Consider the following 6,405-nt stretch of genomic DNA (forward strand, 5'->3'; position numbering starts at 1 on the left):
TTTACAGTGATATTAACGGATATTCACGGCTGGTTAAACGTGGAGCAAAGGTGTTAAGGATTTCATCGAGCTCTGAGGTAATGATAAACTATTATTGATGAGTTTAGGAACAAAGAAGTTCCTTTAATGCCAATTACAGATGTTCCACAGGTTATACAATCTGCCGGCATGAAGAAATCAGACGTTAGATGGCTTAGCATCCCCTTTCCCTGCAGGGTTACCGCTTTAGAATTTAGCGACTCCGGTTTGAACTAACGGGTAACGATATCCGAGTTTGGTTTGGGAACATATCCAGGTTGAAGAAAATAGAAGACCTAAGCTCGTTGTAAAGTTCGAAATCTCCTACAATATAGTAGACTGGAAGTAGATGATTRATATACGGGATTAGTTTATTTCTTAAATATAGCTTCGAGTATCATTATTCCTGCCAAACTTATAGACGGCTATTAAAGATAAGGCCACAGAAAAAGCAATCAAAATGATCAAGTTCAAGGATAATTCCCCAAGGGATACCCCTTGCTGTAGATCGCTGAAGGTATCCAACAACCAATATTGGGGAAGAAAGTGCGCAAGCTGCTGCATGGTTTCCGGCATTAACACAAGCGGGAACATACATCCGGACAATAAGCTGCTAGGAATGAGGATCATATTCTGCATGCCGCTGGCTGTTGAAGAGCTACTGGAAAATGCCACAATTACAAGAGATAATCCTATTGCCACCAGTGCAAATAACACAAGTATCAGGAACATGCTCCAATAAGGAATACCCGGATCGACATGAAAAATAGTTATCATAATCAACAGTGTCACTGCAATCTGCAGCATCATCATAGTCAAATTAACGATGATATTAGATAAGACATAGGTTCTAGGGTTGATCGGTGAGGATAGAAGGCGATAATAGGTTCTATTCTCTCTTTCCTTGATAAGAATACCAGATAAATTCGAAGCGGACACTAGCATGAGGATGAGTAAGTATCCTATTGATTGATTGGTTTTGTTGAAATTGACAGATTGATCCTCCACTTTCTGGGCTGATAGTTCGAATCCCGTTTTTTGAAATTCGTCATATAGGGTAATAAACTTAGCCTCATCTCCTTTAGCTATCATGCCGATCGAAGCCATATTGTTAATATGTTGATCCAAGGATGCCTTTACCTGTCCGGTAACCTGCGCCCCCTTAATGGATACGATCTTAACATTTGCTGGCTTGCCAACAATCAAGCTTTGCGCGAAACCTGCGGGAAAGATAATTGCTGCATCCAGCTCTCCAGAAGCAATCTGCCCATTTATCTCATTCTCTTCAAGCGCAATTACAAGCATGGAATCTTGTCTGCCCACCGAATCAATAACACCTTTTGTAATCGTCTGACCCCCATCATGATTAACAATGCCCATTTTTAAATCAACTTCTCCCGTGCCTCCTTGGACTAGTGTCGCGAGCAGAATTCCCATAACAGGAAAGACAAAATATATAAATAGATTCAAAACGTTTTTAAAGGTGGAAATAAACGTCTTCCGGATCAGCCATAATGTGTCTCTCATTCTTACAGCCCCTCCTTTCTGCGTATCATCGTTAATGCGATACCAAGCAAGACGATCGCGAAGCCGATATTCAACAGCACGGCGTTAACCGTTGCTGTCATATTGTCTGCGTAGATCATTTCAAGAAGTGCAGCATTTGACCATTGCAGCGGAGAAAGAGAAGAGAGAGCTGCCATGAATCCAGTAGCCTTCTCGACCGGGAAGTATGAACCGCCGAAAAATGCGGCCAATTGGATAATAATCATCACAACAGTGCCTGATGCGTTACCCTTAATGATATAACTGAACCCGAGTCCTAAGCTCACAGCGAAAATGATTTCAGTAAAGAGCGTTATAAACACGAGACCCAAATTTTCTCCCCAGTAGGCATTAAACATGTATTTACTAATAAGCACTACAACAATTGTGAGTATCACATTTAACACAACAAGACCTGCTAATTTACCCACAAAAATTTCGATTTTCGTCACCGGTGAAGCAAGCAATCGGACAGCTGTGTTCCTTTTCCGTTCACTATCTATTAATTGTGCGGCCGTCAAGGCGCTATATAAAATAATCATTGTCGTAATCGCTACAGCGAAATAGTCCATGGCTCCCGGTTTCCTTGTCGCATTCAGCGACTCTTCCATCACATAGCTTTCACTGCCGCTTCCGCTCATGATCGCATCCGCTTGCTCCGAGTCGGTACCTGCTACTTCAGCCGCCAATCGGTAACGATCTGCAAATGCTGTAAGCACGCTCTTAGCAATACCGCTTTCAATTAAGCTCTGACTGCTGCTGTAATACTTCAGTCCATTGTCCGTAATCTCGACGTAACCCGCATAGCGGTTGTTCTTCACTTCTATTTTCCCATCCATCTTCTCGTCTGCCTTCTCGAGTTTAATACCGGCTTGACGCATCTGCCCCGTGAAGTCATCCCAATAGGTAGAGAAATCACTCGACGAGCTATTATTCTTATACAGCACTTTAATCTCATCAACCGTTAAACTACCGTTGAAAGCATTCGTAAGCGCCGTTCCCAAAATAAGCATGGTTAATAGCGGCGAAACCACCAAGAACAAAAGCATCTTGGGATCGCGGATAACCTTTAACTCTTTGAGCATTATTCTGAATACATTCATTTCCCCTTCGCCTCCTTACCCCTTCTTTCTTATCAGTCCCGCAGGCTTCTGCCTGTCAATGTCAGGAACACCGTCTCCAAACTTGGCTCATTCTCTTCCACTGAACGTATTTCAATATCGTCCGCCATCAACTGCTGAATGATTCGGTTCAAATTATTGACCTCGGAATCAGAGGTGATCTTAACGATTCGATCCTCCACTTCAACCCGGTTTACGCCAGCAATTCCCTCTAGCTTGTTCCTATCCAGATTTTCCGCCGAACGGACTTCGATACTTATATTTTTCTGATTCGTAATGATGGCCTTTAATTGACCTTTCGTTCCTTCCGCGATGATCTTGCCGTGGTCTATAATGGCGATTCTTGTACAGATCTCCTCGACCTCCTCCATGTAATGGCTGGTGTAGATGATCGTACAACCGAGTTCATTCAGTTTCTTCACGGAACCAAGAATATAGTTGCGAGATTGCGGATCAATCCCCACCGTTGGCTCATCCATTATGAGCAGCTTTGGCCGATGTGCGATTGCACAGGCTATGTTCAATCTTCGCTTCATGCCGCCTGAGAAGTTTTTGGGATAGCTTTTGTGCTTGTCGCCAAGACCCACGAATGCTAGTGCTTCAATCACCCGCTCCTTTAACTTTGCCCCTCTAAGTCCGTATAATCCGGCAAAAAAATGAACATTTTCGTAAGCGGTCATATCCTCATAAATAGCCATTTCCTGCGGTACAATCCCGATGTTCATCTTCGCAAATTTACCGTGTTTAGCAATACTCTTGCCAAGAACTTCGATTTCACCCTTGGTGATCCGAAGCAGAGAGGCAATCATGTTAATGGCCGTACTCTTACCTGCTCCATTTGCACCCAGAAATCCGAATATCTCGCCTTCCTTTACGGACATCGTGATATTGTCCACGGCAATAAAATCCCCAAATTTCTTCGTAAGCTGCTTAATTTCAAGTACGTTCATTCGTAACACTCCCGTTTCGTCTTTAGGATAATGTAATTGTAATAAAAAAGGATGCCCCTGTGACAGTGCACAAGTTCATCCTTAACCCATGAGAATCTTCCTATTTAAACTCATCTTATCCGTGAGGAATTAATGTAGTGACACTGAAGCCTCTTGAGCCATCGACGATAATTGTACCATTTACGCTTGCTGCCCGTTCTTCCATACCGATGATTCCCAAGCCTTTTATCACCTTCTGCTCACCTTTGCCGTTGTCGGAAACTTCAACCTTGATCAAGGTCCTCAGTACTTCGATATGGATGGAGACGAAAGTAGCGTTTGAATATTTCATGGCATTGGTCAACGCTTCCTGGGTGTTCTCCTGAATGACCTTCCACTGGATCGGAGTAATGATATCGACATTACCTTCATGAGTGAGAGAGGTCCTGATCGTATGCTTCGCTGAAAATTCATCAATAAATAATTTAATCCGATTTATTCCGAGCTTCTCTGTCGGTGGCTTCATATTTTTTAGCACAAGTCGGATACTCTCGATCCCATCCTTGGAGATATGGATTGCATTCTGCAGCAGCTCCGCCGACTTGTTCGGATCGGAGGTGAACAAGCGCTTCGAGGCTTCCATCTGGATCAATGCACCCGTCATCGAATGTCCGATCTTATCATGAATTTCCTGGGACAGTCGGTTACGCTCCTCCAGCTTAATCGTATAATCGGACTGTCTGATATATTCTTTATTCTCATTTAGACTCTCAGTCAAATGCTGGATATGTTCGTTTCTATTTTCTATGTCCTCTTTGAGGTCTGCAATTTTGCTTATGTAATTGTTAAGCAAGAGGGAGTAGAGGAAACTTAGCATCGCAACGAGAGCATATGTAACCAAGGTAGCTTGAGATTCTTGAGACAGCAACAAGAGCGGAACCAGCATGAGCAATAGAATAATTCCGCTTTTACGCAGGTATATAGTGAATAGTTCGTATATGTTCAGAGGGAACAGGAGTAAAAATAAGGGTTGGATATACGACGAGGACGCTGCAATAACCATCATGGATAGCAGAAGCACAATCGTAGTGATACTAACCTTTTTAGCGATATAGATGGAAATATTCAAACACAGGTAGAGGAGGATGGACAACATATACCATGGTGAAATCGAACCTATTGATACATAGGATTGAATGACCACATAGCTTAAGAGAATCGCTTTTACGCCCATTGTCCAGAGTTCTATAGGTGTTCCCCTCTCCGTCACTTAATCCACTTCCCCGGTCAAAAAATAAATCGCGATTTGTGTACGATGCGTAAGACCCTTCTTGCCTAGAATAGAAGTAATATGGTTAGCAATGGTGCCTTCTGAGATGAACAGCTTCTTCGAAATCTCGCGATTGGAAAGCCCTTTCGCGATGAGGGACATAATGTCGTGCTCTCTATCCGTGAATAAGCTTCTGTCGATCTTACTCCCTTTATTTTCTTTCTTATCTTTATCCTTGTCCGGTAGCAAACTAGATTTCAGCTTATCGAGCACAGCATCCTGCAGCACATTATGTCCGTTGTATACAGTAATGATGGCATCCCGAATCCGCTCTGGATCGTTATTCTTGAGCAGATATCCCTTCGCCCCGCTCCGAATCGCATCGAGAATAAACGCCTCGTCATCGAAGGTGGTTAGGATTAACGCTTTGGTTCCTGTCAGCTCAGAGATCAGCTTGGTCGCTTCCACACCATTCATATTGGGCATCTGCACATCGAGCAGTGCCACGTCTACATCATTCTCCCTGCAGAAATCTACGGCTTCTCGACCATCCTCAACCGTCGCCAATACCTCGAACTCATTGAAGGTGGTCAGTATGATCCTCATGCCTTCCCGGATAAAGGGATTGTCATCGGAAATTATAACCTTTATTTTCATCGCTGCTCACTCTCCGTTCTACGCTATTTAACAACATCCCTCACATTTAGCTTGTGCTAGAGCATGTTTCACTTATTCTCTAATTTTGATTATATAAAAAATTACTAGAATATGAATTAATCAATCGATATCACACTTTACTGGTTAAAGCAGCTGTGATCGCGTGTGCAAATAAACTGCTCCACTGGATTTTTGCGATTTTGACCAAGAAGGCAGCAAGCATTCTAGACTGAATATACAATACTTAGATATGAAGGAATACCTTCTCTATATCGGTGGGACGGTTCTTTGTTATTAGTATATCATTCTTCGTTTCGTCTTTAATAAATATTGACAAGCTACTAGCTGGAATAGTTCAACGAGGCTGCCGTGTTATACAGGCAGCCTCGTGATGATTGTTAAGCTATAGTTACCCGTCCCTCCGTTTTAAGGGTTTATCTCACATATACTCACTCATTCGCAGGATTTCGTCACCTTGGATCAAGTCCATCTCAGGAAGCAACGCAGTTGATGCCGCTTGAGATGGTGAGCTGGGCATGCGGAAATAGAGGAACACTCAGGAAATATTCCCCAGACAGTCTCTACTGCACGCATACTCCACAATCCCTTGGAGGTTCACCCTCCCAAATCTCAACGGGTCACTGCCCTTACATTCCTTCGTTATACCTGTCCAAGGTGTGGAGACCGATAGCGTTTAGCGGATGGGTCTGAGCCCTTATGGGTAACGAGCTCGGTCCTCCGTGCTTTCTTTTTGAAATCCTGCGAATGAGTCAATATACGTGATTTCTACTTAACTTAAGCTGCTTCTGCCCATGCAAGGACGGTTTTCTCTGGCGCGTGAACTTTTCTCCTCGTTGTATAATAC

The 6,405-nt window shown here is 43.3% G+C and carries 5 protein-coding genes; all 5 read right to left on the minus strand.

Annotated elements, in window-relative coordinates; all coding sequences use genetic code 11:
• Positions 1-396: 396 nt before the first annotated feature.
• Positions 397-1,545, minus strand: a complete 1,149-nt coding sequence (locus AC1DPK_RS32585) for an ABC transporter permease (RefSeq protein ID WP_441887008.1) — start codon at positions 1,543-1,545, stop codon at positions 397-399.
• A 2-nt stretch (positions 1,546-1,547) separates the two neighbouring features.
• A complete protein-coding gene (locus tag AC1DPK_RS32590; RefSeq protein ID WP_477512857.1) occupies positions 1,548-2,666 on the minus strand; it encodes an ABC transporter permease in 1,119 nt (372 codons plus the stop codon).
• Positions 2,667-2,698: 32 nt separating this feature from the next.
• Positions 2,699-3,634, minus strand: coding sequence for an ABC transporter ATP-binding protein (locus tag AC1DPK_RS32595; protein WP_477512858.1), 936 nt, complete (start codon positions 3,632-3,634; stop codon positions 2,699-2,701).
• 115 nt (positions 3,635-3,749) lie between these two features.
• Positions 3,750-4,862, minus strand: coding sequence for a sensor histidine kinase (locus AC1DPK_RS32600; RefSeq protein WP_441887025.1), 1,113 nt, complete (start codon positions 4,860-4,862; stop codon positions 3,750-3,752).
• A 21-nt stretch (positions 4,863-4,883) separates the two neighbouring features.
• Positions 4,884-5,540 carry a response regulator gene (locus AC1DPK_RS32605; RefSeq protein ID WP_441887003.1) on the minus strand — a complete coding sequence of 219 codons (657 nt, stop codon included), beginning with the start codon at positions 5,538-5,540 and terminating at the stop codon, positions 4,884-4,886.
• Between the last annotated feature and the right edge of the window lie 865 nt (positions 5,541-6,405).

The sequence above is a fragment of the Paenibacillus sp. 01T424 genome (assembly GCF_056398745.1).

Coding starts and splice junctions, on each gene's coding strand:
- AC1DPK_RS32585 (WP_441887008.1), bottom strand. CDS start 1,545: ATGAGAGACACATTATGGCTGATCCGGAAGACGTTTATTTCCACCTTT.
- AC1DPK_RS32590 (WP_477512857.1), bottom strand. CDS start 2,666: ATGAATGTATTCAGAATAATGCTCAAAGAGTTAAAGGTTATCCGCGAT.
- AC1DPK_RS32595 (WP_477512858.1), bottom strand. CDS start 3,634: ATGAACGTACTTGAAATTAAGCAGCTTACGAAGAAATTTGGGGATTTT.
- AC1DPK_RS32605 (WP_441887003.1), bottom strand. CDS start 5,540: ATGAAAATAAAGGTTATAATTTCCGATGACAATCCCTTTATCCGGGAA.